Annotated in this window: 21 protein-coding genes and 4 pseudogenes; 12 read left to right on the top strand and 13 right to left on the bottom strand. The window is 73.3% G+C overall.

Translation table 11 applies throughout. From position 1 onward, the window contains the following. Positions 1-18: 18 nt before the first annotated feature. Complete coding sequence (locus tag ACZ5TL_RS26550; protein ID WP_468593007.1) at positions 19-756, bottom strand: GntR family transcriptional regulator; 738 nt, start codon at positions 754-756, stop codon at positions 19-21. Positions 757-884: 128 nt separating this feature from the next. Between ACZ5TL_RS26550 and ACZ5TL_RS26545 the strand changes: the two genes are divergently transcribed. Next, positions 885-1,901: a Gfo/Idh/MocA family protein gene (locus tag ACZ5TL_RS26545; protein ID WP_468592856.1), complete on the top strand. Its 1,017-nt coding sequence runs from the start codon at positions 885-887 to the stop codon at positions 1,899-1,901. 149 nt (positions 1,902-2,050) lie between these two features. After that, positions 2,051-2,518: pseudogene (locus ACZ5TL_RS26540) on the top strand (isocitrate lyase/phosphoenolpyruvate mutase family protein); the annotation flags it as partial. Between the two features lie 92 nt (positions 2,519-2,610). Here the strand turns inward: ACZ5TL_RS26540 and ACZ5TL_RS26535 are convergent. The 3 genes from ACZ5TL_RS26535 to ACZ5TL_RS26525 all read right to left on the bottom strand — a co-directional run bounded on the left by ACZ5TL_RS26535 (position 2,611) and on the right by ACZ5TL_RS26525 (position 4,860). Continuing rightward, positions 2,611-3,288, bottom strand: coding sequence for a response regulator (locus tag ACZ5TL_RS26535; protein WP_468592855.1), 678 nt, complete (start codon positions 3,286-3,288; stop codon positions 2,611-2,613). Between the two features lie 102 nt (positions 3,289-3,390). Then, on the bottom strand, positions 3,391-3,528 hold the full coding sequence (locus ACZ5TL_RS26530) for a hypothetical protein (protein WP_468592853.1): 138 nt from the start codon (positions 3,526-3,528) through the stop codon (positions 3,391-3,393). 72 nt (positions 3,529-3,600) lie between these two features. Beyond that, entirely contained in the window at positions 3,601-4,860 is a 1,260-nt protein-coding gene (locus ACZ5TL_RS26525) for a sensor histidine kinase (protein ID WP_468592852.1), read from the bottom strand. Positions 4,861-5,054: 194 nt separating this feature from the next. Here ACZ5TL_RS26525 and ACZ5TL_RS26520 point away from each other — a divergent pair, with 194 nt between their 5' ends. After that, complete coding sequence (locus ACZ5TL_RS26520) at positions 5,055-5,255, top strand: hypothetical protein (protein WP_468592851.1); 201 nt, start codon at positions 5,055-5,057, stop codon at positions 5,253-5,255. Positions 5,256-5,291: 36 nt separating this feature from the next. On the opposite strand, the pseudogene ACZ5TL_RS26515 reads toward ACZ5TL_RS26520, so the two are convergent. Together ACZ5TL_RS26515 and ACZ5TL_RS26510 are read right to left on the bottom strand one after the other, a co-directional pair. Beyond that, positions 5,292-5,468: pseudogene (locus ACZ5TL_RS26515) on the bottom strand (ribonuclease); the annotation flags it as partial. A gap of 118 nt (positions 5,469-5,586) precedes the next feature. Further along, positions 5,587-6,213, bottom strand: a complete 627-nt coding sequence (locus tag ACZ5TL_RS26510) for a dihydrofolate reductase family protein (RefSeq protein ID WP_468592849.1) — start codon at positions 6,211-6,213, stop codon at positions 5,587-5,589. Between the two features lie 180 nt (positions 6,214-6,393). Here ACZ5TL_RS26510 and ACZ5TL_RS26505 point away from each other — a divergent pair, with 180 nt between their 5' ends. Beyond that, positions 6,394-7,137 (top strand): SDR family NAD(P)-dependent oxidoreductase, encoded by a 744-nt coding sequence (locus tag ACZ5TL_RS26505; protein ID WP_468592848.1) that lies wholly within the window; start codon positions 6,394-6,396, stop codon positions 7,135-7,137. Between the two features lie 356 nt (positions 7,138-7,493). On the opposite strand, the gene alc is transcribed toward ACZ5TL_RS26505, so the two are convergent. Continuing rightward, entirely contained in the window at positions 7,494-8,609 is a 1,116-nt protein-coding gene (gene alc / locus ACZ5TL_RS26500; protein ID WP_468592846.1) for an allantoicase, read from the bottom strand. A gap of 52 nt (positions 8,610-8,661) precedes the next feature. Next, entirely contained in the window at positions 8,662-10,002 is a 1,341-nt protein-coding gene (allB, locus tag ACZ5TL_RS26495; protein ID WP_468592845.1) for an allantoinase AllB, read from the bottom strand. 258 nt (positions 10,003-10,260) lie between these two features. Here allB and ACZ5TL_RS26490 point away from each other — a divergent pair, with 258 nt between their 5' ends. Further along, positions 10,261-11,058: an IclR family transcriptional regulator gene (locus ACZ5TL_RS26490; protein ID WP_468592844.1), complete on the top strand. Its 798-nt coding sequence runs from the start codon at positions 10,261-10,263 to the stop codon at positions 11,056-11,058. A 327-nt stretch (positions 11,059-11,385) separates the two neighbouring features. Here ACZ5TL_RS26490 and ACZ5TL_RS26485 read toward each other — a convergent pair whose 3' ends face one another. Continuing rightward, positions 11,386-11,721, bottom strand: coding sequence for a DUF5955 family protein (locus ACZ5TL_RS26485; protein ID WP_468593005.1), 336 nt, complete (start codon positions 11,719-11,721; stop codon positions 11,386-11,388). Positions 11,722-12,002: 281 nt separating this feature from the next. Between ACZ5TL_RS26485 and ACZ5TL_RS26480 the strand changes: the two genes are divergently transcribed. Both ACZ5TL_RS26480 and aceB read left to right on the top strand, forming a co-directional pair. Further along, positions 12,003-12,617, top strand: a complete 615-nt coding sequence (locus ACZ5TL_RS26480) for a nucleotidyltransferase family protein (RefSeq protein ID WP_468592843.1) — start codon at positions 12,003-12,005, stop codon at positions 12,615-12,617. Positions 12,618-12,824: 207 nt separating this feature from the next. After that, positions 12,825-14,450 carry a malate synthase A gene (aceB, locus tag ACZ5TL_RS26475; RefSeq protein WP_468592842.1) on the top strand — a complete coding sequence of 542 codons (1,626 nt, stop codon included), beginning with the start codon at positions 12,825-12,827 and terminating at the stop codon, positions 14,448-14,450. Between the two features lie 4 nt (positions 14,451-14,454). On the opposite strand, the gene ACZ5TL_RS26470 is transcribed toward aceB, so the two are convergent. Further along, on the bottom strand, positions 14,455-14,724 hold the full coding sequence (locus ACZ5TL_RS26470) for an Rdx family protein (RefSeq protein ID WP_468592841.1): 270 nt from the start codon (positions 14,722-14,724) through the stop codon (positions 14,455-14,457). Next, the gene (locus ACZ5TL_RS26465; protein WP_468592840.1) at positions 14,721-15,635 is read right to left on the bottom strand and encodes a HipA family kinase; all 915 of its coding nucleotides are present in this window, start codon (positions 15,633-15,635) and stop codon (positions 14,721-14,723) included. The genes ACZ5TL_RS26470 and ACZ5TL_RS26465 overlap by 4 nt, the downstream gene beginning before the upstream one ends. 343 nt (positions 15,636-15,978) lie before the next feature. On the opposite strand from ACZ5TL_RS26465, the pseudogene ACZ5TL_RS26460 reads away from it, so the two are divergent. From ACZ5TL_RS26460 to ACZ5TL_RS26445, 4 genes and pseudogenes are all read left to right on the top strand, one after another. After that, positions 15,979-16,515 (top strand): annotated as a pseudogene (locus tag ACZ5TL_RS26460) (ABC transporter ATP-binding protein); the annotation flags it as partial. Between the two features lie 90 nt (positions 16,516-16,605). After that, positions 16,606-16,707: pseudogene (gene fecE, locus ACZ5TL_RS26455) on the top strand (Fe(3+) dicitrate ABC transporter ATP-binding protein FecE); the annotation flags it as partial. A 137-nt stretch (positions 16,708-16,844) separates the two neighbouring features. Then, positions 16,845-17,828 carry an iron-siderophore ABC transporter substrate-binding protein gene (locus tag ACZ5TL_RS26450; protein WP_468592838.1) on the top strand — a complete coding sequence of 328 codons (984 nt, stop codon included), beginning with the start codon at positions 16,845-16,847 and terminating at the stop codon, positions 17,826-17,828. Between the two features lie 7 nt (positions 17,829-17,835). Continuing rightward, on the top strand, positions 17,836-19,908 hold the full coding sequence (locus tag ACZ5TL_RS26445; protein ID WP_468592837.1) for an iron ABC transporter permease: 2,073 nt from the start codon (positions 17,836-17,838) through the stop codon (positions 19,906-19,908). Between the two features lie 90 nt (positions 19,909-19,998). Here the strand turns inward: ACZ5TL_RS26445 and ACZ5TL_RS26440 are convergent, their stop codons facing one another. Together ACZ5TL_RS26440 and ACZ5TL_RS26435 are read right to left on the bottom strand one after the other, a co-directional pair. Then, positions 19,999-20,370 (bottom strand): (2Fe-2S) ferredoxin domain-containing protein, encoded by a 372-nt coding sequence (locus ACZ5TL_RS26440; RefSeq protein ID WP_468592836.1) that lies wholly within the window; start codon positions 20,368-20,370, stop codon positions 19,999-20,001. A gap of 81 nt (positions 20,371-20,451) precedes the next feature. Then, complete coding sequence (locus ACZ5TL_RS26435; protein WP_468592835.1) at positions 20,452-21,987, bottom strand: IucA/IucC family protein; 1,536 nt, start codon at positions 21,985-21,987, stop codon at positions 20,452-20,454. A gap of 100 nt (positions 21,988-22,087) precedes the next feature. Here ACZ5TL_RS26435 and ACZ5TL_RS26430 point away from each other — a divergent pair, with 100 nt between their 5' ends. Continuing rightward, a complete protein-coding gene (locus tag ACZ5TL_RS26430) occupies positions 22,088-23,581 on the top strand; it encodes an IucA/IucC family protein (protein WP_468592834.1) in 1,494 nt (497 codons plus the stop codon). The last annotated feature ends 39 nt before the right edge of the window (positions 23,582-23,620 follow it).

Below are 23,620 nucleotides of genomic sequence, written 5' to 3'. Positions count from 1 at the left end.
CCAGGAAACGCGTCCCCCTCACGTCCTCACGAGAAGCTGGAACTCGAACGAATAGCGCGTCGGGCGGTACGTGTGCGTGCCGTACTCGACCGCGCGGCCCGTGTCGTCGAAGGTGACCCGCTGCATGGTGAGCAGCGGGGCCCCTGCCTCCTCCGCCAGCCGTTCCGCCTCCGCTGCCGTCGCCGCGCGGGCGCCGATCGACTGGCGGGCGCTGTGCAGGGTGATGCCCGCCGCTCGCATCAAACGGTAGAGGCCGGTGGTCTCCAGCTGCCCGGTGTCGAGGTCGATGAGGCCGGGGGGCATGAAGTTGCAGAGATAGGCCATGGGCTCGCCGTGGGCGAGGCGGAGGCGTTCGACGCGGTGGACGTCGCTGTCCTCGGCGACGCCCAGTGCGGCGGCGACCTCGGCGGAGGCCGGCACGATGGTGTTGACGAGGACCTTGGTGGCCGGGCGCTGGCCCGCCGCCTCCAGGTCGTCGTAGAGGCTGCTGAGCTCCAGGGGGCGTTTGACCTGGCTGTGCACGACCTGGGTGCCCACGCCGCGGCGGCGGACGAGGAGGCCCTTGTCGACGAGCGACTGGATGGCCTGGCGGACGGTCGGCCGGGACAGGCCGAGCCGGGCGGCGAGTTCGATCTCGTTGCCCAGCAGGCTGCCGGGGGTCAGCGTGCCGTGCTCGATCGCGGCCTCCAGCTGCTGGGACAGCTGGAAGTACAAGGGCACGGGAGAGCTGCGGTCCACGCTCAGCTCGAGCTGCACGGTCGGGTCCACTTCTGGTTTCGGCACGGGCCGAGCGTAGCTCCGTGCGCTGTTGACGGGAAGTCGTGTAGTCAGATTGTCCGGACATTCCGATTGACAGGGGCGGGCTGTGCACGCACTTTGTTTCCATGCGCATCGGCGTCATCGGTACGGGCCGCATCGGAACGATCCACGCGAACACCCTCAGCAGACACCGCGAGGTCGGCTCCCTGATCCTCACGGACGCGGACGCCTCACGGGCCCAGAACCTGGCGCACCGGCTGGGTGAGACGGCCGCGCCCGGCGTGGAGGAGATCTTCCGCTGGGGGGTCGACGCGGTGGTGATCACGACGGCGACGTCGGCCCATGCCGAACTGATCGGTCGGGCAGCACGCTCGGGCCTGCCGGTGTTCTGCGAGAAGCCCATCGCTCTGGACCTGCCGGGGACGCTGACGGCGATCACCGAGGTGGAGACGGCCGGGACGGTGCTCCAGATGGGCTTCCAGCGCCGCTTCGACGCGGGCTACACGGGTGCGCGCGAGGCCGTGCGGTCCGGCAGGCTGGGGCGGCTGCACACCGTGCGGGCGCTGACCAGCGACCAGGCACCGCCGCCCGCGGCGTGGCTGCCGGCGTCGGGCGGGCTGTACCGGGACACGCTCATCCACGACTTCGACGTGCTGCGCTGGGTGACGGACCGGGACGTGGCGGACGTGTACGCGGCCGGGTCCGACGCCGGGCCCGCGATGTTCCGCGAGGCGGGCGACGTCGACACCGGCGCCGCGCTGCTCACCCTGGACGACGGCACGCTCGCCACGGTCACGGCGACCCGGATGAACGGGGCCGGTTACGACGTGCGCATGGAACTCGCCGGGGAGCTCGACCAGATCGTGGTGGGCCTGGACGACCGTACGCCGATCGCGTCCACCGAGCCGACCGGGCCGCCGGCCGCGGACAAGCCCTGGACGGGCTTCCTGGAGCGTTTCGGCCCCGCCTACGAGGCGGAGCTGAACGCGTTCGTCGAGGTCGTCCGGGGCGAGCGGGCCAACCCCTGCGACGGGCGCGAGGCCCTGCAGGCGCTGCGGGTCGCCGAGGCGTGCGAGCAGTCGCGGCGGGAGCGCCGACCGGTGCGGCTCGCGGAGATCCCCGGCGGGGTCTCCCCCGTTTAGGGTCCTTAGTGGTTGGCTCCGGAAGCCCTGCGGGGGTTGACCCCAGAGCCAGGGCCATGGATATCGGTGCGCCAGATGCCGCGGGTGAGGCCGACGTCTGAGTCGGATTCTTGCCAGAAGGCGGGCAGCAGTCGATGTTGACTGCGCGCATGACCATCACACAGCCGGACAACGCCCGCCTCTTCCGCTCTCTGCACGCCCCAACAGAACCTCTCACACTAGCCAACGCCTGGGACGTTGCGAGCGCCCGCGTCATCGAGGCCGCGGGTGCCTCCGCGATCGCCACGACCAGTGCCGGCGCCGCCTGGTCACTGGGTTCGTCAGACGGCGGCATCCTTACCCGGGACCAGGCGCTGGAACTGATCGGCCGAATCGTCGCGGCCGTCGCGGTTCCAGTCACCGCTGACATCGAGGGCGGATACGGCAAGGACGCCGCCGGCGTTGCTGAGACCGTCGCCGGGGTGCTCACGGCGGGCGCCGTCGGCGTCAACCTCGAGGACGGCACCCGACCGCCGACAGAGCTCGCAACACGGCTGGCTACGGCCCGGCAGACCGCCGATCGGGCAGGCGCGGACCTGTTCCTCAACGCCCGAATCGACACCTTCGTGTCCGGGCTTGTTGCCCATGAAGCGCTTCCTCCCGGGTGTGAACACCGGGGGTTCCGCGCTAGATCATGCTGAAACGACCTGTTAGCCGTGGCGGCGGGCGGTCAGCTTCCCTCCTGCTCCTCCTCAAGGAGTCCCGCGTCGTGGGCGAGCAGCGCGATCTGCACCCGGTTGTTGAGGTCGAGCTTGGCCAGGATGCGCGAGACGTGCGTCTTGACGGTGGCGACGCTCATGAAGAGGCCGGTGGCGATCTCGGCGTTGGCCAGGCCCCGGCCGACCGCGACGGCCACCTCGCGCTCGCGGTCGTTGAGGACCATCACGCGCTCCCGCGCGCGGGTGCGGCGCGTGTCGGCGGCGGTGCCGGCCGCGTGCCGGATCAGCTGGCGGGTGACGGTGGGCGACAGGACCGGGTCGCCGGCCGCGACCCTGCGCACCGCCGCGAGGATCTCGGCCGGCGGGGTGTCCTTGAGGACAAAACCGGCGGCGCCCGCGCGCAGCGCCCGCAGCACCTGCTCGTCGGCGTGGAAGGTGGTGAGCACCACCACCTGCGGAGCGTCCTCGCGGGCGCGCAGCCGCTCCGTGGCCGTGAGACCGTCGACGGCCGGCATCCGGATGTCCATGAGCACGACGTCCGGGCGGGTGCGGTCGACGAGGGCCTCCACCTCGGCGCCGTCGGCGGCCTCGCCGACGATCTCGATGTCGTCGGCGCCGCCCATCATGAAGGACAGCCCGGCCCGCACCAGCGGATCGTCGTCGACGAGGAGCAGTCTGATCGCAGTCATGGGCCATACGTAATCACGGCCGGGGCCCGGCGGCGGGCGCGGGCGGGGATTCGTGGCTCCGCGCCAACCTCCCTCCTACCACGCGGGATTGACGCCGGGCGGTCAGGCGCGCAGCACAACTCCGCGCAGGGTGCGCAGGCGGTGGACCTCCCACCGGACCACCGCCGGCACCGGGACGGGGCCGCCGAGGAGGACGAGCACCTGGACCGTCGGCGGGCCGGGCGGCAGGCCGCCCGCCACCCAGGCTGATGGCCGTGAACTCCCTTACCGGCGGGCCGGTCAAGCAGGGAGGGCAGGGCCGCGTGCTCGCACTCACGCCCACGGCAGCGACGCCCGCACCTCGAATCCGCCGTCGGGGGTGTGGCCGTGCTCCAGGCGGCCGCCCGCCAGGGTCGCCCGTTCGGTCAGGCCGATCAGCCCCTGCCCGGAGCCGGGTACGTGCGGCACCTCGCCCTCGGGGGCCGGGTTGCTCACGGAGACGGTGAGTCCGGTGCCCGGCGCGCCGCTGACGGTCACCGTGACCTCCGTGCCGGGGGCGTGTTTGCGCGCGTTGGTCAGAGCCTCCTGGGCGATCCGGTAGACGGTGCGGCCTACGGAGGACGGGACGGCGGCGGGGTCGTCGACCCGATGGCCGAGGGAGACCTTCATACCGGCTTCCCGGGACTCGGCGACCAGCGTGTCCAGCGCCCCGAGCGTCGGCTGCGGCCGCCCGGTGTCGTCGGGCTCGCCCGCCCGCAGCACGCCGATGATCTCCCGCAGGTCCTGCAGGGCCTCGTGCGCGCTCTCCCGGATCACACCCGCCGCCCGCGCCGTCTCCGCCGGGGGCGCGTCGGGCCGGAACTCCAGGGCGCCCGCGTGCACGCTCAGCAGCGTCAGCCGGTGGGCGAGCACGTCGTGCATCTCCCGCGCGATGGCCTCGCGGGCGAGCCGCTGCGCCTGCTCGGCCCGCAGTCGCGCCTCCGTCTCGGCGCGCCGGGCGCGGTCCCTGAGGCTCACCATGAGCTGCCGCTTGGCCCGCACGAACATGCCCCAGCCGACGATCGCCAGGGTGAGCACCACGACGAAGAGCACGGCCACCAGGTAGGGGAGGTCCGCGTCGGGACGCAGCCAGTAGTAGAGCGGGACGAGCGCCGCGTTGATGCCGCCGACCCAGGCCACGTACCGGAAGGGGCGGTGCACGGCGAGGGTGAACAGCGCTATCAGGCCCGCGCCGCCCGCGGTCTCCGAGACGAAGGTGACGGGGGTCATCGCCACGGCCAGCCCCAGCGGCCAGCGGCGGCGCAGCCAGACCGCCCCGCAGGCGAGCGCGCCGATCACCTGGTCGACGACGGCCAGGCCGGGCGGGACATGGGGGTTGCCGGCGAGCGCCTCCACGGCGGTCGCGCCGACCACCACGGCCAGCACGAAGCAGGAGAAGTCGACGACCCAGTCACGGGCGGTGCGGCGGGGCCGCCGCCCGGCCGGTGCGGCGCCGGGGTCGAGTTCGTGCAGAAGGGCCGACGGAATGAACCATCTGCGCCCGGTGAACAGCGCGGGCGTCTCCCCCACGGGCACCGGGGAGGCCTGTTCCACGTCGTCACTCCTCACGAGCGGCAAATCTACGCAGCCGCGGCGCCGTTGACCCGCCCCCGGGCCCGATCGTCGACCAAAGTCGCCGCGCCGCAGACTTTCGGCGCGGCGGGCCCGACCGGACCCGGGACTTCCGCCGGCGGAGGGCCGCCCCGCGGCCGATGTGCGTGGGGGGACCGCGGGGCGAGGCTCAGGGCATGACGGAGGTACTGCGGATACTCGGCCTCCTCGCCCTGGTGCAGGGCGTGGCGGGCCTGGTGCACACGTTCACCGACTGGAACTGGGGCCTCGTGCAGCGACTGGGGTTCCTCGACGGCTACGAGGTCTACGCGAGCGTCGCCCTGCTCGTGCTGGGCGTCGCCCTGTTCGCGGCGGCCGCCGGCCGGAAGTCCGCCTGAGTGGCCCCGGGCGGACTTCCGGCCGGCGTTCACCGTCTGGAAGACGGTGCCGTCCTGCTCGAACGGGCAGGGGCCACTCTGCTCGATCAGATCGAGCGTGTCGTGGGCCTGGGACGGCAGGTCGCTGTAGCAGATGTCACCGACGGCGGTGGGGGCCGCGTCGGCCGTGGTGGCGGAGACGGTGCCGCCGACGAGGAGGGCAGAGAGTGACATGTCAATGACAAGCCAGGGAAATTTCCCGTGAAGGCCCCCGGGTTCACGGGAGTTCACCTGCCCACCGGCACCCTCACGCGCTGCTCACCAGGGCCGGGGAGGACGCCGGGCGGGACGGCTACGCGTTCTCCGGCAGGGCGTACTCGCCGTACTCCGGGCGGCCCTTCAGGTCGTACGACTGGATCGAGACGCCCGCGCCGGTGACGCTCCCCCCGGCGTGCTCGAACGCGGTCGGCACGGCGCCCTCCCTGAACAGCCGGAACCCGGAACCGAGCACGACCGGGAAGGTCAGCAGGTGGAGGGTGTCGACGAGGTCGAGCGCGAGCAGGGACCCGACGAGGGCACCGCTGCCGTGCACCTGGACCTCGCCGTCGGTGCGCTCCTTCAGCGCGGTGACCTCCTTGGCGAGGTCCCCGGACAGCACGGTCGCGCCGGCCCACGCGGGGTCCGTCAGGGTCGAGGAAGTCACGTACTTCGGCAGGGAGTTGAGCTTGGAGGCGACCGGGTCGCCGGGATCGGTCACCTTCGGCCAGAACGTGGCGAAGATGTCGTACGTACGGCGTCCGAGCAGGAAGGCGCCCGGGCGGGCGAAGACCTCGTTGATGAACCGGCCGAAGTCCTCGTCGGCGTACGGAAAGCTCCAGCCGCCGTGCGTGAAGCCCCCGCGGGTGTCCTCGTGCGGGCCGCCGGGGGCCTGGTAGACGCCGTCGAGGGTGACGAAGAGGGTGGAGACGAGCTTGCCCATGGCGGGTGCCTTCCTTCCGGAGTCTCGGTGGGGCCTGGTGTCATCGGTTCAGACCCCGCCGGCGCCCGCAACTCATCGCTGGGCCGGACGGCGCGCCTCGCCCGCGTGCCGGCACCGGCCCGGGAGTTCGACGTCCGTTCACCGCCAGTGTCCCGGTCGCGTGGCCGCTGGGATGGACGCATGACTTCTCAGGGAACTCTGGACGGCAAGGTGGCTCTCGTGACCGGCGGGAGCCGTGGCATCGGCGCGGCGACGGCCCTGCGGCTGGCCCGGGAGGGCGCGGACGTCGCCGTCGGCTATGTGAACGGCAAGGAGGCGGCGCAGGACGTCGTACGGGCGGTGGAGTCGCTGGGTCGCCGGGCGGTGGCACTGCGCGCGGACGCGGCGGAGGCCGCCGGGGCAGCCGGTGTCGTGGACGCGGCGGCCGAGGCGCTGGGCGGGCTCGACGTCCTGGTGAACAACGCGGGGGTGGGGGTGCTCGGGCCACTGGAGAGCCTGTCGCTCGCGGAGGTGGAGCGGGTGCTCGCCGTCAATGTGCGCGCCGTCTTCCTGGCGTCCCAGGCGGCCGCCGCGCGGATGCCCGAGGGCGGGCGGATCATCACGATCGGCAGCTGCATGGCCCAGCGGGTGCCGGGGCCCGGCGGGACGCTCTACGCGACGAGCAAGGCCGCGCTGATCGGGCTGACCAAGGCCCTGGCCAGGGAGCTCGGCGGGCGCGGGATCACGGCGAACCTCGTCCATCCCGGCCCGATCGACACCGGCATGAACCCTGCGGACGGGCCGTACGCGGCCGGGCAGGCGGCGATGACGGCACTGGGGCGGTTCGGGACGGCGGACGAGGTCGCGTCGATGGTGGCCTACCTGGCCGGGGCGACGTACGTGACCGGGGCGGAGTTCCCGGTGGACGGCGGACACGCGGCGTGAGCCTTGGGCGGTGGGGACAGGCGGGCGGGCACCGCGGGGGACGGGCGGGCGCGCGCGGGACGGGCGGGCGGGCACCGCGGGGGGCGGGCGGGCGCGCGCGGGACGGGCGGGCGGGCACCGCGGGGGGCGGGCGGGCGCGCGCGGGACGGGCGGGCCCGCCGGGCACGCGCGCGGTAGCGTCCCGGCGTCCCTAGTGCCCTACGCGGGCCGGGGCGCCGGGCGCACGCCCCGGTAGCACTAAGACACCCCCGGCCGTACGCAGACGCCGCCGGGCCCACGCCCGGAACGCACGCGGCATCCGCGGCCGTATGAGGGCCGGGACGCCGGGCGCACACCCTTCGGTGGGGCCGGCTGTCTCAGCCGCCCAGTTCCTGGTGCCGTGCCGTCAGCCGGCTCGTTCCCTCCTGGGTCAGGGAGCCGAACAGGCGGAGCCTGGAGATGCCGCCGTCCGGGAATATGTCCACGCGCGCGTGCGTGCCGACGGCCGGGTCCGGCAGGACGAAGCGGTGGTTGGTGTCGGGCTGGAGGCGGGTGCGGGGCAGGATCTCCTGCCAGTCGCCGTCCTCGCCGTCCTTGACCGAGACCGAGGCCCAGCCGGCGCTGTTTCCCTTGAGGTAGGCAGTGTCGATCTCCAGGGCGCGGATCCGGGACTGGGCGGCGAGCCGGTAGCGGATCCAGTCGTGGCCCTGGTCGCGGCGGCGGCGCGTCTCCCAGCCGTCGTCCATCTTGCGGGAGCGGCCCGGCCGGATGGTGTTGGTGGCGGGCGAGTAGAAGAGGTTGGAGGCGTCCTCGGCCCGGCCGCCGTTCTCCAGGGCGACGACGTCGAAGGTACCGAGCACCTCCAGCCACGCGGGGTCGGGGACGACCTCGCCGTGGACGCGCAGGCGGGCGATGCCCCCGTCGGGGTGCTGGTTGACCCGCAGGTGGGTGAAGCGCTGCTCGACGGCGACGGAGAAACCGTTCGCCGCGTGGCCGCCGACCGGCGTGCGCGGGACCAGGGTCGTCCACTTGACGTCGTCCCCGAGGAGTTCCTCCGGGGAGGGGGAGCCGGCGACGCAGGTGCCCTCGACGGACACGGCCTGCGGGTAGTTGCCGCGGAAGTGCGCGGTGTCGACGACGATCCCGCGGATCACGCCCGGGGCGCCGAGGCGGACCAGCGCCCAGTCGTGGTCCTCCGCGGTCGGCCAGGGGTGCTCTGCGGAGGCGCCCCGGCGGCGGCGCGTCTCCCAGCCGTCCATGATCTTGCCCTTGTGCCCGAAGCGCTCGGGGTCGAACTCGGCGCGCTCGGGCACCAGCAGGTTCTCGCGCTGGGCGAAGAACTCGTCGTTGGCGGCGATGACACCGGCGCCGAGGTGCCGGTCGGCGAGGTTGGCGTACTGGGTGAAGGGGAAGCCGGCGGTGCGGTAGTCCGCGTAAGGGTCGCCGCCTCCGTAGGGGTTCGCGTCGCCGGTGAAGCTGGGAATCGCCGTCACGGGATGGATGCCTTTCGGGGGTCGGCCGGTGGGGATGCGGGTGCGGGGAGGTCTACGGCTGCCTGGTGAGGAGTCGGCCCTTCGGTTCGGTGAACTCGCCGTCCGCGACGATGCGCTGCCCGCGCAGCCAGGTGGACTTCACGACGCCGTGCAGGGTCCTGCCCGCGTAAGCCGTGACGTGGTTGCGGTGCTGGAGGGCCGCCGGCTCGACGGTGAAGGTCTCGTCGGGGGCGAGGACGGCGAAGTCGGCGTCGCGGCCCGCCGCGATGGCGCCCTTGCGGTCGTCGAGCCCGACGAGTTCGGACGTCCGTGTGGACATCCAGCGGACCACGTCCTCCAGGCGGTGCCCGCGCCGGCGGGCCTCGGTCCACACCGCCGCCAGGCTCAGCTGGAGCCCGGAGATGCCGCCCCAGGCCGTCGCGAAGTCGTCGGTCTTCAGGTCGGCGGTGGACGGGGAGTGGTCGGTGACGACGCAGTCGATGGTGTTGTCGGCCAGCGCCTGCCAGAGCAGGTCCTGGTTGGCGGCCTCGCGGATCGGCGGGCAGCACTTGAACTCGCTGGCGCCGTCGGGGACTTCCTCGGCGGTGAGGGTCAGGTAGTGGGGGCAGGTCTCCACGGTGATGCGGACGCCCTCCGCCCGCGCCTCGGCGATCATCGGCAGGGCGTCGCTGGAGGAAAGGTGCAGCACGTGCACGCGCGCGTGGAGGGCCTTCGCCTCGCGGATCAGCTGGGCGATGGCGGTGTCCTCGGCGTCCCGGGGGCGGGATGCGAGGAAGTCGGCGTACCTGGGGCCGGGCCGCTGCGGGGCGGAGGCGAGGCGGTGGGGGTCCTCGGCGTGCACGATGAGCAGGCCGTCGAAGGCGGCGATCTCGGCCATGGTGCGGGCGAGAGGGTCCCGCTCCAGGTGCGGGAACTCGTCCACGCCGGAGGGCGACAGGAACGCCTTGAAGCCGAAGACGCCGGCCTCGTGCAGCGGGCGCAGGTCCTTGATGTTGCCGGGCAGGGCTCCGCCCCAGAAGCCGACGTCGATGTGCGCCTTGTCGGCGGCGACCTGCTGCTTGGTGCGCAGGTGCGCGACGGTCGTGGTCGGCGGGAGGGAGTTGAGGGGCATGTCGACGAGGGTCGTGATGCCGCCGGCCGCCGCGGCGCGGGTGGCGGTCCAGAAGCCCTCCCACTCGGTGCGGCCCGGGTCGTTGACGTGCACGTGGGTGTCGACCAGGCCGGGCAGCAGGACATGGTCGCCCAGGTCCTCCAGGCGGGCGGTCTCCGGTACGGGTGCGTCGTACGGGAGGACGGCCGTGATCGTGCCGTCGGCGACCGCGACCGATGCGGCGCGCGTCCCTTCGGGAGTGATGACACGCGTCGAGCGAAGCACCAGTTCAGCGTCGGACACCCGAACCCCTTACGTCCACTTGCTTGCGTTAACTTCCACGTAACGGAATTCAACTTTCTGTTGAAGGAGTCTTCCCTCCCGCCCGGACTCCGTCAAGGGCACACTGGACTACGGCGCCCTCCCCGCGGCCAACCCTGGACGTTTCCACAAAGCGGAATTAAGATTCCAATAAGCAGAACGTAGCTACGTACACACCGGGGAGTCAACCGCCTGCCGGGTAGGCTTCAGCTCTTCCGCCAGTCCCGAAAGGAACGCGCCGTGCCGACGTCCAGCGCCAGCACCACCGACTCCGCCCGGTCCTCCTCCAACGGTGGGGTCCAGTCCCTGGAGCGCGCCTTCGACCTGCTCGAACGGATGGCGGACGCGGGCGGAGAGGTGGGCCTGAGCGAGCTGTCCGCGAGCAGCGGACTGCCCCTGCCGACCATCCACCGCCTGATGCGCACGCTGGTGGTCTGCGGGTACGTACGCCAGCAGCCCAACCGGCGGTACGCGCTCGGCCCGCGCCTGATCCGCCTGGGCGAGTCGGCCTCCCGGCTGCTGGGCACCTGGGCGCGGCCGTACCTCGCGCGGCTGGTCGAGGAGACCGGCGAGACGGCGAACATGGCACTGCTGGACGGGGACGAGATCGTCTACGTGGCCCAGGTACCCTCGAAGCACTCGATGCGCATGTTCACGGAGGTCGGCCGGCGCGTGCTGCCGCACTCCACGGGCGTGGGCAAGGCCCTGCTCGCCGGGTTCCCGCCGGAGGAGGTGCGCGCCCTGCTCTCCCGTACGGGCATGCCCGCCGCGACGAAGAAGACGATCACGACGCCCGACGGGTTCCTCGCGGCGCTGGAGGACGTGCGCCGCGAGGGCTACGCGATCGACGACAACGAGCAGGAGATCGGCGTCCGCTGCCTTGCGGTCCCGGTGCCCGACTCCCCCACCGCCGCCGCCATCTCCATCTCCGGCCCGGCGGGCCGGGTCACGGAGGCGGCGACGGACCGGATCGTGCCGGTGCTGCAGCAGGTCGCCGGCGAACTGTCGGAGGCCCTCGCCAGCCAGAGCCCCGCCTGACGGACTGACAACGCCGCCCCGGGAGCCGCCCCCGGCGACCGGCACGGCCGGGAAACCGCCTTCGCGTCCGGCGGCCGGGCCTCTCGCGAGAGAACCGCATCCGGCGAGAACTCCCGCCGGGACCACGACTGGACCGGCGGCGCCGGTGCGGCCGGTGCGCTCAAGACACGCAGGCGCGGGCGCCGGCCCGACCGCGACCCGCTGGGGCACGGCCCAGGATGGCCTCGCGCAGGCATCGCGGCGGGGCCGGGCGGCCCGTTTCCGGGACGTCAGGGCCCGCCGCCGGCAGGCCCGCGGGCAGGTGGCGCCCCGGGCCGCGCACCCGGGTTACCGGGATTCCCCTCCGTAGCACCGATCCGGACCGCACTCCTGGCCCTGCCCGTGCACCGGCCCTCCGAAGAGGTCCACCGCCCGGCGGACCTCCGACAGACCCGGGGACAGCGCGCTCACCGAGCCGATCGCCCCGGCGATCAGCAGCAGGGAGCGGCGCATGCGCGGGACCTCGGGGGCGCCGGTGGCCGCCACGGCGTCCAGGGCGGCCAGTTCCTCATCGGCGATGCTCCGATCGGCGAACTCACCGGGATGAGCGGCCAGGCGGCGGCGCAGCCGGGACACCGCGAAGCGCAGCTCCGTCACGCGCGGGTCCTCGTCACCGCCGGTCACAGGCCCCTGCCGCTTCCGCTCCACGCTCCGCAACACAGTCCTCCCCCTCGCACCTCTGTCGTGCGCGTGCCCTTCCGACGCGAAGTCCCCCACACCGGGCAGCGCTCGGCCGCCCGGCCGGTCGGTGCGGGCGACAGTAAACGACGCGGACCACCGGACGCCAGCCCATTGCGTCATCGACTTGTTTCGCTGCGTGACTTTCCGGCCCGAGGCGCACGTCCGTGCGATGCTCGCCCCCGCGCCGCGCCGGGCCCGCGCGGGGCGTGCGGTATGCAGGGGTCATGACGACACGGGAGACGAAGGGCGGGGCACGGGCGGTCGCGGGACTGCTGCTGGCCGCAGGGGGCGGGCGGCGGCTCGGCGGGCGGCCCAAGGCACTGCTCACCCACCGGGGACGGCCGCTCGTGGAACACGCGGTGCGGGTGCTGCGGGAGGGCGGCTGCGAGCGGGTCCATGTGGTGCTGGGCGCGCGGGCGGACGAGGTCCGGGCGCGAGCCGCACTGCCGGGATGCGTCCTAATCAGCAACCCCGACTGGGAAGAGGGTATGGGGACGTCCCTGCGGGCCGGGCTGGACTCGCTCGCCGGTTCGGGCGCGGCGGCCGCCCTGGTCTCGCTCGTCGACCAGCCCGGGATCGGCGCGGCGGCGGTGGCCCGGGTCCTCGGGGCGCACAAGGACGAGGAGTCGCTGGTGTCGGCCGCGTACGACGGGGTGCGCGGCCATCCGGTGCTGTTCGGGGCCGCCCACTGGGCGGGCATCGCCGCGACTGCGACCGGGGACCGGGGGGCACGCGCCTATCTGAACGAGCACGAGCCGGGGATCACGCTCGTCGAGTGCGGGGACGTGGCCCGGCCCTTCGACATCGACACGGAGGCCGATCTGGCCCACCTTGAGTGAGCAGGGTGGCACGGAGCGCCACCTTGCCTCGGCCTGGAGAGTCTCGACATCAACAGACGATTGAACTTCCACTATGAGGAAACTAGTATCCACTGATCAGAAGCGCCCGAAGGCTCCGCGGGCGCCGATCGCCGTATCCGGGAAGACTGGCACCCGGTGCCATGCCGCCGGTTCGTCTTCACAGCTCGCTGAAGGAAGTGACCGTTCATGTCCGCTCCAGCGCCGTCCCCGCTGGCCATCGTCGACGCCGAGCCCCTGCCCCGCCAGGAGGAGGTCCTCACCGAAGCGGCCCTCGCCTTCGTGGCCGAGTTGCACCGGCGGTTCACGCCGCGGCGTGACGAACTCCTCGCCCGCCGCGCCGAGCGCCGCGCCGAGATCGCCCGCACCTCCCGCCTCGACTTCCTCCCGGAGACGGCCGGGATCCGCGCCGACGACTCCTGGAAGGTCGCCCCGGCGCCGGACGCCCTGAACGACCGCCGCGTCGAGATCACCGGCCCCACCGACCGCAAGATGACCATCAACGCCCTCAACTCGGGCGCCAGGGTGTGGCTCGCGGACTTCGAGGACGCCTCGGCGCCCACGTGGGAGAACGTGGTCCTGGGCCAGCTCAACCTCACCGACGCCTACACCCGTGCCATCGACTTCACGGACCCGGTGTCCGGCAAGTCGTACGTGCTGAAGGCGGACGAGGAGCTCGCCACGGTCGTCATGCGCCCGCGCGGCTGGCACCTGGACGAACGCCACCTCACCGACGCGGACGGCACCCCGGTGCCCGGCGCGCTCGTCGACTTCGGCCTGTACTTCTTCCACAACGCCCAGCGCCTGCTGGACCTGGGCAAGGGCCCCTACTTCTACCTCCCCAAGACGGAGTCGCACCTGGAGGCCCGCCTCTGGAACGAGGTCTTCGTCTTCGCGCAGGAGTACTGCGGCATCCCGCAGGGCACGATCCGGGCCACCGTCCTGATCGAGACGATCACGGCCGCGTACGAGATGGAGGAGATCCTCTACGAGCTGCGCGACCACGCCTCCGGGCTGAACGCGGGCCGCTGGGACTACCTGTTCTCCATCGTCAAGAACTTCCGTGACGGCGGCGCCAAGTTCGTCCTGCCGGACCGCAACGCGGTGACGATGACCGCCCCGTTCATGCGCGCGTACACCGAACTCCTCGTCCGTACCTGCCACAAGCGCGGCGCACACGCGATCGGCGGCATGGCGGCCTTCATCCCCTCCCGACGGGACGCCGAGGTCAACAAGGTCGCCTTCGAGAAGGTCCGCGCCGACAAGGACCGCGAGGCGAACGACGGTTTCGACGGCTCCTGGGTCGCCCACCCCGACCTGGTCCCGATCGCCATGGAGTCCTTCGACAAGGTCCTCGGCGACAAGCCCCACCAGAAGGACCGGCTGCGCGAGGACGTCGACGTCAAGGCGGCCGACCTCATCGCCGTCGACTCGCTCGACGCCAAGCCCACGTACGCGGGCCTGGTCAACGCCGTGCAGGTCGGCATCCGTTACATCGAGGCCTGGCTGCGCGGTCTCGGCGCGGTCGCCATCTTCAACCTGATGGAGGACGCGGCCACCGCCGAGATCTCCCGCTCGCAGATCTGGCAGTGGATCAACGCTGAGGTCGTCCTCGACAACGGCGAGCAGGTCACCGCCGAGCTGGCCCGCAAGGTCGCCGCCGAGGAACTCGCGGCCATCCGCGCCGAGATCGGCGACGAGGCCTTCGCGGCCGGCAACTGGCAGCAGGCGCACGATCTGCTGCTGACGGTCTCCCTCGACGAGGACTACGCCGACTTCCTCACACTGCCGGCGTACGAGCAGCTCAAGGGCTGAACAGCTACCGCTCCGAGTGGCCCAGGGTCTTTCCCGGGGCCACTCGGTCGCGTACGGCCTTCTTCACGGCCGTCGGTTCGGGGAAGCCCTGCTCGCGCCGGTCCCATACGACCTCGTCGCCGACGCGCACGACGAACACCCCGCCCGTGCCGGGCCTGAGCGCGAGTTCGGTGACTTCGGCCTCGAAGGTCGTGAGCAGTTCCTGCGCCAGCCAGGCCGCGCGGGGCAGCCAGCGGCACTGGGTGCAGTACTCGATCTCGACACGGCCACTCATCCGAGGTGCACCGACCATTCCTGTTGGGCCGCGGGCCTGCCGTGCAGGTCGGGGACCTGTTTGAGCCACGCGGGGCGTCCTTGCTGGTTCTTCGCCGCCCGCAGGGCCTCCTCGGCGGCGAGCTCCTCCCGGGGCGGGAAGTCCGTGGGCAGCCACGCCCCGGAGGCCCGCACGCGCGCGTGGAGGTACGTCACGTACGCCTCGCGTGCCGCGTCAGGAGCGGCGAAGGCCGGGTCGTCCGCGAGCCAGGCGTCCGGGACTTCGGCGAGGATCTCTCGCAGCAGTTCCTCGGTCACCTTCGGCCCGAGTTCGGCGTCGGCGGCCCGGACGTCGGGCCCGTAGTGGCCGAGGGCGTGGTGCCGGAAGTCGTAGGCCTTGGCCGGGTCGGTGCCGTCCCAGCGGTGGTGGAAGACGAGGGCGGCGCCGTGGTCGATGAGCCACAGGCGCGGAGGCGCCACGCCCAGGGTGGGCCAGACCATCAGGTTGGAGCTGTGGACCGTGCGGTCGACGTTGACGGTCAGGGCGTCGAGCCAGACGATCCGCCCCGCCTCCAGCGGATCGACGGGGAAGACCCGGGCGACCTCCGGGGTGAAGTCCCGGGCTCCCGGCAGACAATCCATGCCGAGGTTGACCCCCGCGCTGGCCGCGTGCAGGCCCCGTACCTCCTGATGCGGCTCGTGCCGCGCGATCGCCGGGTCGAAGCGCACCAGGACCAGCTCTGGGAAGCGCAGTCCGAGGGCCCGGGCCAGTTCCCCCACGACCACCTCGGCGACCAGCGCCTTGCGGCCCTGTGCGGAGCCGGTGAACTTGACGACGTAGGTGCCGAGGTCGTCGGCCTCGACGACGCCGGGGACGGAACCGCCGGTCCGCAGGGGCTCGACGTATCGGGTCGCGGTGACCTCTCTCAGCATCTTCCCAGGCCCCACAAACCGTCTACCCGCCCTTCACGGCCGACTCCAGCGCATACAGCCCGAGCATACAAAGGCAGCCGCCCCGGCGCGGCGGCGCTCACGCGAGCCCATCGGCCGCTCGCCCCCTCGGCGCCGGGGACGTGGAGCGCCGCCGCCAGGGGGCGCGGGCCGGAAAGTACCGGTGCGTCCGTGCCGTGGCGCGCGGGTCGCCGACATCGGCCACGTCCCTGATGCCCGGCGGGCATCGGCTGCTCGCCGGTACGAGGGGGCCGGGGGCCCGGCGCGAGGCCAGGCGCCGAACCCTCTTGTCAAGGCGATATTAGGTTAGGCTAACCTTCGACGCGTGAGATCTGGTGAAGAAACGGCCGACGGACCGCGTCTGCGCGGACATCAGCTGTCGGCCACGGGCGTGACCGTGTCGTACGACGGCACGGACGTCGTGCACGACGCGGCGATCGCGCTGCGGCCCGGCGAGGTGACCGCCCTGGTCGGTCCCAACGGCAGCGGGAAGTCGACGCTGCTGCGGACGGTCGCCCGGCTGCAGCGGGCCCGCCGGGCCGAGCTCAGGATCGACGGCGACACCGACGGCCTCGCCCTGACCGCCCGGGAGTTCGCCCGCTACGTGGCCCTGCTGACGCAGGGGCGCCCCACGCCCAGCGGACTGACCGTGCGGGATCTCGTCGAGTTCGGCCGCTACCCCTACCGGGGCCGCTTCGGCCGCCCGGATCCGGACGCCTCGGCCGCGGTGGAGCGGGCGCTCGCGCTGACCGGGGTGACGGACCTCGCCGCGCGCGGCGCCGACCATCTGTCCGGCGGGCAGCTGCAGCGCGTGTGGCTCGCCGGCTGCCTCGCGCAGGAGACCGGTGTGCTGCTGCTGGACGAGCCGACGACCTATCTCGACCTGCGCTACCAGATCGAACTCCTCGACCTCGTCCGCGATCTGGCGGACGACCACGGGATCGCCGTCGGGGTCGTCCTGCACGACCTCGACCAGGCGGCGGCCATCGCCGACCGGATCACGCTGCTCGAAGCGGGCCGGATCGTCGCCGACGGCCCGCCCGAGGAGGTCCTGACCCCGCAGCGGCTGACCGCCGTCTACGGCATCCGGATCGACGTCGACACCGACCCCCACACCGGCCGGATACGGACCCGCCCGATCGGCCGGCACCACACCCGTACCACCCGTAGCGAAAGGCTCGGCACCACCTCATGAGACGTCTCCTGCTCACCGCGGCCACCACCACCGCCGCGGCCCTCACCCTCGCCGCCTGCGGCACCACCGAGCCGGCCGCCGACAGCTCGCCGAAGAAGACCTCCGAGGCCATCAGCCTCACCGACTCCACCGGCGCGAAGGTCGAGCTCGACGGCCCGGCCAAGAAGGTCGTCGCCACCGAGTGGAACGAGGTCGAGAGCCTCATCACCCTCGGCGTCGACCCCGTCGGCGTCGCCGACGTCAAGGGCTACAAGACCTGGGACACCGCCGTCCCGCTGAAGAACGAGCCGAAGGACATCGGCACGCGCGGCGAGCCGAGCATGGACACCATCGCCTCGCTCTCCCCCGACCTCATCGTGGCCAGCTCCGACCTGCCGGACGCCGCCGTGAAGCAGCTGCGGAAGATCGCCCCTGTGCTGGAGATCAAGTCCGCGGACGCCTCCGACCAGGTCGGGCAGATGTTCGAGAACCTCGACCTCATCGCCAAGGCCACCGGCACCACCGACAAGGCCGAGACGGCCCGGAAGAACTTCGAGGCCAAGGTCGCCGAGGGCAAGAAGGCCCTCGCCGACGCCGGGCTCGACGGCGCCGGCATCGCCTTCGCCGACGGCTATGTCACCTCCAACCAGGTCTCCCTGCGCCCCTACACCAGCGGCTCGCTCATCGGCGCCGTCAACGAGCGGCTGGGACTGAAGAACGCCTGGAAGGTCAAGGGCGACCCGGCCTACGGCCTCGGCACCACCGACGTCGAGGGCCTCACCGCCCTGCCGAAGGACGTCCGGTTCGCCTACATAGGCAACGACGGCGACAAGTCCAGCAACCCCTTCACCGGACAGCTGAAGAAGAACGCCGTCTGGACCTCCCTGCCGTTCGTGAAGTCGGGTGACGTGCACCGGCTGCCCGACGGCATCTGGATGTTCGGCGGTCCCGAGTCGATGGAGGCGTACATCGACGCTCTCGTCGACGCGCTGACCAAGTAGCGGGGCCATGGCCGTCACCGAAGCGCCCCCCGTCACCCGTCGTCCGGCGGCCGCGTCCCGGACGGGCGCGGCCGCGGTGACGGCCGGACTCGTCCTCCTGGTCGCCGCCCTCGCCGTCGTCGACATCACCCAGGGAACCGCGGCCGTCGGGCCCTCACAGGTGTTCAAGGCCCTGACCGGGCAGGCCGATCCGGGCGACGCCTCGGTGGTGATCGCCTCCCGGCTGCCGCGGATGACCGCCGGCCTCCTGGTCGGCGTCGTCCTCGGCATCGCGGGTGCCGTCCTGCAGGCCGTCAGCCGCAACGTGCTCGCCTCGCCCGACACCCTTGCCGTGAACGCCGGTTCCTATCTGGCCCTCGGGCTGGTCGGCGCCACCGGCGTCTCGCTGCCGCTGCTCGCCTCCTCCGGCGTCGCCTTCGCGGGCGGGCTGGTGGCCGCGGCCGTGGTGCTCGCCCTGTCCGGCCTCGGCACGGGTACCGTACGGCTGGTCCTCGCCGGCACCGCGCTCGCGCTGGGCCTGAACTCCGTCACGGAAGGGCTGCTCCTGCTGTTCCCGCAGCAGACAGAGGGCCTCTACCAGTGGAACCAGGGCAGCATCGCCCAGAACGGCTTCGACGGCGTCCTGCAGATGCTGCCCGTCGCCCTGGTGGGTCTCGCCGGGCTGCTGCTGGTCGCCCGCCGGGTCGACGCGCTCGCCCTCGGGGACGACGCGGCGCGCGGGCTGGGCGTCCCCGTCCACGCCACCCGCGTCACGGTGGTCGTCCTCGCGGCCCTGCTGTCCGCGGCAGCCGTCACGCTCGCCGGCCCCCTCGGCTACGTCGGACTGTGCGCCCCGGCCCTGGTGCGTCCGCTCGCCCGCCGGTTCCGGGGCCTCGTCCGGGCCAGGGCGGCCCTGCCCGTGGCGGGCCTGGCCGGTGCAGGCCTGGTGCTCGGGTCCGACGTGCTGCTGCGGGCACTCGTCCCCGCGGACACGGCGGTCGCCGTCCCCACGGGCATCGTCACCAGCCTGGTCGGTGCCGTGTTCCTGGTCGTGACAGCGGTGCGGCTGCGGGACACCGCCGGGGCCGAGACACCGGACCGGCTGCGGATCCCGAGCCGGGCGGCGTTCCTGGTGGCGGTGACGGTCCTGGTCGCCGCGGTCGTCGGCGTCACGCTGGCCGGTGTCCTGCTCGGCGACAGCAAGCTGCTGCTCGGCGACGTCGCCAACTGGCTGCAGGGGCGGGCCGGACGGACGGTCTCCTTCGTCCTGGACACCCGCGTGCCGCGCGTGCTCGCGGCCCTGTGCGCGGGCGCGTCGCTCGCCCTGGCCGGCACGCTGGTGCAGGCCGTGACCCGCAACCCCCTCGCGGAGCCCGGGGTACTCGGCGTCTCCGGCGGAGCCGCGCTGGGCGCGGTCCTGCTCGTGACCACCGCCCCCGCCGTCGGATCCTGGGGCGTCGCCGGTGCCGCCTTCGCGGGTGCGGCGCTGGCCTCCGCCATCGTCTTCGGGCTCGCCGCCCGGGGCGGCTACCGGCAGAACCGGCTGGTTCTCGTCGGCATCGGCATGGCGGCCGGATCGACGGCCCTGATCAGCCTGCTCATCGTGCTCACCGACCCGTTCAACGCCACGAAGGCGCTGACCTGGCTGTCCGGCTCGACGTACGGGCGGACCATGGCCGACGTGCTGCCCGTCGCGCTCGTGCTGGCGCTGGGCCTGGCCGTCGCGGTCGCCCGGCGCACCGAGCTGGACCTGGTCTCCCTCGACGAGGACACCCCGCGGCTGCTCGGCCTCGGGCTGCCCGGGGCCCGGCTCGGCTTCCTGGTGGTGGGCGTGCTGCTCGCCGCGACCGCCGTCGCCTCGGCCGGCACCATCGGCTTCGTGGGCCTGGTGGCACCGCACGCGGCCCGCGCTCTCGTGGGCCGGCGGCATGTGCGGGTCGTACCGGTCGCCGTCCTGCTCGGGGCCGCGCTCGTCTGCACGGCCGACCTCATCGGCCGCACCGTCATCGCCCCGGCCCAGCTGGGCGCCGGCCTGATGACGGCGGTGATCGGCACGCCGTACTTCCTGTGGCTGCTGGTACGGGGCCGAAAGGGTGGATGAGTACACGAGAGATCATGACAGGTGCGGCACCCTCACGGAGTTCGCCGGGTAGGGCGCGTCGGCATGCCCGTGCTCCGGGTGCCGGCCGCGTCATGAACCGCCGGAGCGGCGCCGCGCCGCGGGCGTGATGACGTACAGGCCGAGGATGTCGGGCAGCGGCGCGACACCGGGGCCGCCCTCCCGCACCCAGGAGACGACGTCCTCGGTCGCGGCCGGGTCGTTGACCAGCCCGAGCCACACCGGCCGTGCCCCGGCGGCCCGGCCCGCGGCGGACGGCCGGACGACGATGACGTTGGCCTGGTCGCAGACGTCGAGGCAGTCGGAGACACGCACCGGTGCCGCCGCGCGCAGGCGCTCGGTCTGCTCGGCGTGATCGACGCCGGTCACCTTGGGGCTGCCGCAGCAGCAGTCCCGGCAGACGACGATGCGGCACGGGACCTCTCCGCCCGGCGTCGCCGACATGCCGCGCCCTCCCTCTCCGCTCGTGGTGATCATCATTTCATGCGGGATGCCCGGCCTCGGAGGGGGCGTCGGGCCGGCTCGTCACGTTCCTTCCGCGAGCGGGTTGGGCAGCGGCCGGTAGCGGGCGTCGGCGCCGTCCGCGCCCGTCCAGCGCAGCAGCAGGTTCGTCTTGGCGGGCAGGGTGGGTGAGGTGAGCAGGGCGGGGATCTCGGGGAGGTCGTGGCGGGCCAGTTCGCGGCGGGCGGCGGGCCAGGGGTCGAATCCGGGGTGGCGTTCGGCGAGGGCGCCGGCGATCTCCATCAGGTGGTTGACGACCAGGCAGTACACGAGCCGCTCCCAGCCCGCCTCGCGCGAGACCTCCGGCAGCAGCTTCACGCCCTCGGCGTCCCGGTACAGGGCCTGCACGGGCAGGCCGTCGGCGTCCACGGCGACCAGGGTGTTCTGCAGGTGGGCCTCGACGACGACGCCGTGCCCGGCGAAGACCGCCAGGGCCGGGGGCACCACCTGCGCGAGGTAGGCCGCCCACCAGGCCCCGGGGTCGGCGGCGCGGTCGAGCGGGCTGCCGTCGAAGCCCTCGACGAGTCCGGCGGCGAGCAGCGGCGTCGCGCCGGGCAGCAGACGGCCGCCGAAGCCGTCGCGGACGAGGACGGCCAGGGGCTCGAAGGCGAAGTCGGCGGTGCGGTAGCCGCGGTCACTGAGCCAGGCCGCGGGGCCTTCGCACGTCTCGAAGGCGGAGCGGACGGCCTCGTCGGTCCGGCGCAGGGCGAGCAGGTCGTGGCGCCACAGCCGGCGGATGTCGTTGGTGATGCGCACGTCCAGGCTGAACTTCAGGAAGAGGTCGTGCTCGGCCGTGTGGAGCGTGCGGATCGCGGCCGTGGGCCGGCTGTCGAAGGCGGTCGTGCCGAGCCGCACCAGCCGGCCGTCCGCGAAGGCGGCGTCGAGCTCCCCGCCGGCCAGGTCCAGCTGCCAGGGGTGGGCCGGGAGCAGCCGGTAGCCGGGCGGGGCGGTGCCGAGGGCGTCCAGGGCCGAGGTGTCGCCCTCCTCGACGACGCAGTCCTCGCGCAGTCCGAGCAGGGTCAGCGGGAACCGGGCGTACGCCTCGGGCGCGTACGGCAGCCAGCCGGCGGCGGGGCCGCCACCGCGCGCCTTGGGGGCGGGGTGGTGGGTGTGGCCGGTGAGGAGGCACTGCTCGGAGCGCAGGTAGAGGTCCCCGGGCGGGGTGGCGCGGGACCGGGCCGCGAGCAGCGCGGCCACGGCGTCCCGGCTGTCGATCATCTCGGCGGGCAGTTCGTGGTTGGACCGGCCCGTGTACCGGCGCAGTTCCTCGGCGACGAGTTTGACCAGTTCGGTGTGGTCGAGGCGGTGCCAGGCGTCCGCCGCCCGGACCTCGGGCCCGGAGGGCCGCCGGGTCCCGCGCACGCGCAGCAGGCGGTCGCCGCCGGGCAGGCGGTACACCCGGTGTCCGCCCTCCTGGCGCACCGGCCGGGCTACCTCCCGCAGCAGGCAGTTCAGCAGGGGCACGGCGGCGTACGCGTCGGCGAGACCGCCGGTGGCCGGGTCGTCACCGTGGGCCGAGTCGTCGTCGGCGGGCGGGGGCATGAGGTCCACGCGTTCCACTCGTCCCTGTGGTCCTTCCAGCGTTCCGGGCGGAGATGATCAGTATGTCGGTCGTCGCCATTCCGCTGTGACGCCCTATTCGTACCCGAGGAGCCCTCCCGTGCACCGTCCCCCCACCGCCGAGGCCGAGGTCGCCGACGAGCTGGCCCTCGTCCGGCCCGGACTCCTGCCGCGGTACGAGGCCGAACTGCCCGGTGCCCGGGCGGCCGTGCTGTCCCGCCTGTGGCGTGGTCTGGCCCATGATCCGCTGCCCTGGGTCACGCGCAGGGAGGAGGGCCGCGACGGGCTGACCCTGCACCTGCGCGACGGACGCCGGTTGCACGGTCCGCGGCCGGATCCGTACGCCACCGGCGCGTACGTCACCGTCGTACGGCTCGACGGGACGGACCACGACGATCCGGCGCGGCTGGTGACGGCCCTCGCCGTACCGCGGTCCGGCTCCTTCGCCGCCGAACTCGGTCACAGCGTCGCCTCGTTGGCGCTGTCGAGGGCGGGGCAGGAGGGTGCGCGGGAGACGTGGCCGGAGCAGGACTGGGAGTGGGAGCAGCGGATCGTGGACGGGCATCCGTTCCACCCGACCTGCCGGTCCCGGCCCGGTTTCTCGGTGGCCGAGCAGCTCGCCTACGGGCCCGAGCACCGGCCGCTGGTGGAGCTGGGGCTGGTGCCGGTGCGGGCGGAGGAGTGCCTCGTCACGGGCGAGTGGCCGCGGGAGCTGCGGGACGGGGGGCGGGTGGTGCTGCCGGTGCACCCGTGGCAGGCGGCGCATGTGCTGAAGCGGGCGTGCGAGGAGCGGCGGCCGGGGCATCCGCTGATGTCCCTGAGGACGCTCGCGCTGCCCGGCGGGCCGCATGTGAAGACCTCGCTCAGTGCCCGGCTGACGTCCTCGGTGCGGGACATCTCGCTGCCCTCGGTCGCCGCGTCCGCGGTGCTGTCGGACTTCGCCGGGGTACCGGCGGCCCGCACGGGCGGCCTGCTGCACGTCACCCGCACCCTGGGCGCGGCGGCGGGTGGCTCCCCCGATTTCGCGGCCGTCCTGCGGGAGTCGCCGCAGGCCTGCGCGGGCCGCGGCGAACGCGTCCTGCCGGTGGCGGCGCTCGCCACCACCGAGCTGCCCCGCTCCCCCGCCTGGCTGGCCGCCTTCGCGCGCCTCGCCCTCACGGTCGGCCTGCGGATGCTGGAGCTGGGCGTGGCCCTGGAGGCGCACGGACAGAATCTCCTGGTCGTCCTCTCCCCCACGGGTGATCCACTGCGGCTGGTCTACCGCGACCTGGCCGACATCCGCGTCAGCCCGGCCCGCCTCGCCCGCCACGGCATCGAGGTGCCCGAGCTGCCCGCCCGCATGGTCACGGACGACGAACGCGCCCTGCGCCGCAAGCTCTTCGGCTCCCTCGTGGCGGGCGCGCTGGCCGGGACCGCCGGGTCGTACGAGGCGCTCGCGGCGGCGCTGGAGAGGGCCGTACGGGATCTCCCGCACACCCCGGACCTCGCGGCGCTACGCGTGGATCCCCTGCCGACGAAGGCGCTGACGCTGATGCGGCTCTCGCCGCGGACGCCCGGCGACCAGTGGGCGGAACTGCCCAATCCGCTGCTGTGAGGCCCGTTTTGGAGCACGGGCGGGGTGATCAATAGGATC

The sequence above is a fragment of the Streptomyces sp. NPDC033136 genome (assembly GCF_055578235.1).
This window is presented reverse-complemented; position numbering and strand designations above follow the sequence as displayed.